This is a genomic window from Paraburkholderia sp., from assembly GCF_035656215.1.
Taxonomy (GTDB): Bacteria; Pseudomonadota; Gammaproteobacteria; order Burkholderiales; family Burkholderiaceae; genus Paraburkholderia.
Genome location: NZ_DASRSY010000374.1, coordinates 1 through 4,363, shown reverse-complemented (window position 1 = coordinate 4,363; position 4,363 = coordinate 1). Strand labels below are relative to the sequence as shown.

Here is a 4,363-nt window from a genome sequence, read left to right as displayed (position 1 = left end):
AACGGTTCACGGCCTGCTGGACCAACTCGCGTTGCGTTTCGGTGCCGCTCATCATCGATATCAGCGCGTCGAAGCCTTGACGCTGATGGAACGACTCTTCCTTGCAGATGCGGATCATGGCGCGTGCGTACGGGCCGTAAGTGCAGCGGCACAGCGGAATCTGGTTCATGATCGCCGCGCCGTCCACCAGCCAGCCGATGACGCCGACGTCTGCCCACGTGGGCGTGGGGTAATTGAAGATGCTCGAATATTTGGCTTTGCCCGAGTGCAACGCGGCGATCAACTGATCGCGCGACACGCCGAGCGTTTCCGCCGAGCTGTATAGATAGAGGCCGTGGCCGGCTTCGTCCTGCACTTTGGCCAGCAGGATCGCCTTGCGTTTCAGACTGGGCGCACGAGAGATCCAGTTGCCTTCCGGCAGCATGCCGACGATTTCGGAATGCGCGTGCTGTGAAATCTGCCGCACCAGCGTCTTGCGGTAGGCATCAGGCATCCAGTCCTGCGCCTCGATCTTGCCGTCGGCGGTCATGACCGCGTCGAATTGCGCCTGTTCGGGCGAACTCGCTGCCGCATCGAGCGGCGCGACGTTGCCGGGGATATCCAGGGATTGCGTGTACATGGGGACACTCTCAGCGGAAGTTGTCTGTGTCTGCGCAGTATAAACCAACCGACCGGTCGGTTAATAAATTTTTTGAGACGATCGGTTCTTACCGATAGGGAGACGGTGGGTTCGTCGGCGGGGCGTTTCGCTAGCGCCGCCGCCCCGCGCCGACACTTAACCTATAAAATTGCGAATTGGCCGCGATTTGCGGCCTTCCTGCATCCCCCGGTACTCATGTTACGTCTAAGCGAAATCAAACTCCCGCTCGATCATCCCGAAAGCGTTCTCGAAACCGCCGTCCGTGCGCGTCTCGCTGAACTCGGCGTGGACGAGAGCGGGCTTATCCGATACACCGTGTTTCGCCGCGCGCACGACGCGCGCAAGCGCGCCGACATCAAGCTCACTTACATCGTCGATGTCGAGGTGACGGATGAAGCGGCCGCGCTCAAGCGGCTCGCCGACGTGCCGCACTGCAGTGTGACGCCGGACATGGCGTACCGTTTTGTCGCTAAAGCACCGGCGCAGCTGACTTCTCCGCGCCCGGTCGTGATCGGCATGGGGCCTTGCGGGCTGTTTGCGGGGCTGATCCTCGCGCAGATGGGCTTCCGCCCGATCATTCTCGAACGCGGCAAGGCCGTGCGCGAGCGCACCAAGGATACTTTCGGCCTGTGGCGCAAGTCGGTGCTCAATCCTGAATCGAACGTGCAGTTCGGCGAAGGCGGCGCGGGTACTTTCTCGGACGGCAAGCTTTACAGTCAGATCAAGGACCCGAAGCATTACGGCCGCAAGGTGCTCGATGAATTCGTCCGCGCGGGTGCGCCCGAGGACATTCTTTATCTGAGCCGGCCCCATATCGGCACGTTCCGCCTCGTCAGCATGGTCGAAAAGATGCGCGCGACTATTCACGAATTGGGCGGCGAGGTGCGTTTCGAGACGCGGGTCGACGATATCGAGATCGAGCAGGGCAAGGTGCGCGGGCTCAAGCTGTCGACGGGCGAGCATTTGCGCTGCGACCATGTGGTGCTGGCGGTCGGTCATAGCGCGCGCGATACATTCCAGATGCTGAGTGACCGTGGCGTCTATCTCGAAGCGAAGCCGTTTTCGCTCGGGTTTCGAATCGAGCATCCACAAGGGTTGATCGATCGCAGCCGTTTCGGCAAGTTCGCGGGCCACAAGCAACTGGGCGCCGCCGACTATAAGGTGGTGCATCACTGCAGCAATGGGCGCGCGGTTTATAGCTTCTGTATGTGTCCGGGCGGCACGGTGGTCGCGGCGACTTCCGAGCCGGGCCGCGTGGTGACCAACGGCATGAGCCAGTACTCACGGGCAGAGCGCAATGCCAACGCTGGGATTGTTGTCGGCATCACGCCGGACGATTATCCGGGCGGTCCGCTCGCCGGCATCGCCTTCCAGCGCAAATGGGAAGAGCGGGCGTTCGAACTGGGCGGCGGCAACTATATGGCCCCGGGGCAGCTGGTTGGCGACTTTATCGCCGGGCGGCCGTCTACATCACTGGGTTCCGTGGTGCCGTCATATAAGCCGGGCGTGCATCCGACCGATCTCAGCACCGCGCTGCCCGACTACGTGATCGAAGCGATTCGCGAAGCGTTGCCGCAGATGGACAAGAAGATCGCCGGATTTGCCATGCATGACGCCGTGCTGACCGGCGTCGAGACGAGAACGTCGTCGCCGATTCGCGTGCGGCGCCGGGATGATTATCAGAGCATGAATGTCGAGGGCTTGTATCCGGCCGGCGAGGGCGCGGGGTATGCCGGTGGGATCTACTCGGCAGCCATCGACGGGATCGAAGTGGCCGAAGCGCTTGCGTTGAAGATGACTGGAGCGTCGGCCTGATTTGTAATGCGTCTGCGCTCGCATCGAATGGTTGCGGCGCAGGCTGCCTGATCTGAGTGGGGCCTTTATGCGTTGTGCGGCCTCAGCCGATTGGCTGCTTCGCAGAGGTTGCGCCTGAGGTCCCCTGAGGTTCCGGGTGAGCTGCTAGTGCCGGACGAGCCGAATGAGTCCGGTTCCGCCAGGTCCGCGCGAATGCGCATACCGTCTCGAGGCCCGTTCGCCGCCGCAGCCCTAATACCAGGCGTGGGCGATTGCACAATACCGTTCGCACGGTCAGCCGCGATGGCCATGGCGATCGGGCACAATGCACGTTTCGCCTCGAACTGACCACCCGAATGACCATTCGCACCCTGGCTGCCGCATGTGGCGCGGCGCTGCTTTGCCAATTTGCCGTTTCATCGAGTGTGTTTGCCGCCGACGCCCCGACGCACTGGGTCACCGCATGGGCAACGGCGTTGCAACCTATCCCGCAACGGTCGGATTTACCGCCGTTATACCGCGCCCCTGAAGTAGCAGGCCGCACGGTTCGCCAGATCGTTTATCCGACACTGTCCGGTAAATCCGCACGAATTCATCTCAGCAACGAGTACGGCAAGACTGCGCTCGTCATCGACGAACTGCGCATCGCGCGCTCGGTCGGCGGCGCGGCAGCGTTGGGCAATGGCGAGACGCGCGTGACGTTTGGCGGTAAGCGCTCCGTGAGCATACCGGCAGGCGGAGAGTTGGACAGCGACCCGGTTGCTATCGACATCGCGGAAGGTTCACCTTATGCGATCAGTGCATTTACGGGGCCGGAACAACGCATCGTGGCGTGGCACCGGGTCTCGAATCAGTTGAATTATGTTTCCGCACCGGGGAATCACACTGCCGATACCTCCGCTGATTCGTTTCGTGGCCGGTTCACGCAATATGTGTGGGTGACGGGTTTGTCGGTGGATGCGCCGTCATCGGCCGCCATCGCCGCGATCGGCGACTCGATTACCGACGGCATGCGCTCCAGCCTGAATCAGAATCGGCGCTGGCCGGATGCGCTGGCTCGTCGGCTCGCCGGCACCGGCGACCGTTCAACGGCGATCGTTAATCTTGGCATCAGTGGCAATCGCTTACTGAGTGACTCACTCTGCTACGGCGACGCGCTCGTCCGTCGTTTCGACCGGGACGTGCTGGAACGCCCCGGGGTCAAGACGGCCATTCTGCTGATCGGAATCAACGACATCAACTTTGCGGCGATGCCGGCGCGGGGCGGCCTTGACTGCGACTCCCCGCATACTTCGGTGACAGCCACCGACCTGATTGCCGGCTACCAGCGGGTGATTGCGGATGCGCGACACCGGGGTGTGAAGGCGTTCGGCGCGACGTTGACGCCGGCATCGCTGCCGGCGCCGCGGGAGGCTATCCGGCTTGCGGTCAACCAGTGGATTCGGACCAGCCACGCTTTCGACGGCGTTGTAGATTTTGACGCCGCACTACGCGACCCGGCGCAACCGAATCGCCTGCAGCGCGCCTTTGACAGTGGCGACCATATCCATCCCAGCGACGCCGGATATGGCGCAATGGCCGAAGCGGTTCCGGTGGCTGCTTTAGTGAATTCAACCCGGAAGTGAGTGGCCAAAAAAAGATTTTCGTCAAACCCTTGTCATATGGCCGATGTTCACCTATGATTCGCCTCCTCGTTTGCGAACGAGGGCCGCTGTAGAAACAGGCGGTCGTAGCGTCAACAAGGTTTTAAGCGAAAGCGGAAAAATGTTGTTGACGAAACGAAAAAGATTCTCCATAATCTCGTTTCTCTGCTGCAGATGCAGCGACGCAGAACGAAGCGGTGCCGGGTGGTTGTGAGGTTGGCGACAGCGGTGCGGTTTTGGTGGTGGATGCGGACTCGATCTTTAAAAATTAACAGCCGATAAGTGT

At 61.4% G+C, this 4,363-nt stretch carries 3 protein-coding genes; 2 read left to right on the top strand and 1 reads right to left on the bottom strand.

The annotated features are described in order from the left end of the window. Positions 1 to 619 (bottom strand): 1,2-phenylacetyl-CoA epoxidase subunit PaaA (gene paaA / locus VFE81_RS21805; RefSeq protein WP_325046581.1); only part of this gene is annotated, 619 nt, incomplete at its 3' end. 216 nt (positions 620 to 835) lie between these two features. On the opposite strand from paaA, the gene VFE81_RS21800 reads away from it, so the two are divergent. Continuing rightward, a complete protein-coding gene (locus VFE81_RS21800; protein WP_325046580.1) occupies positions 836 to 2,455 on the top strand; it encodes an NAD(P)/FAD-dependent oxidoreductase in 1,620 nt (539 codons plus the stop codon). Positions 2,456 to 2,790: 335 nt separating this feature from the next. Further along, positions 2,791 to 4,059 (top strand): SGNH/GDSL hydrolase family protein, encoded by a 1,269-nt coding sequence (locus VFE81_RS21795; RefSeq protein ID WP_325046582.1) that lies wholly within the window; start codon positions 2,791 to 2,793, stop codon positions 4,057 to 4,059. Positions 4,060 to 4,363 lie beyond the last annotated feature (304 nt).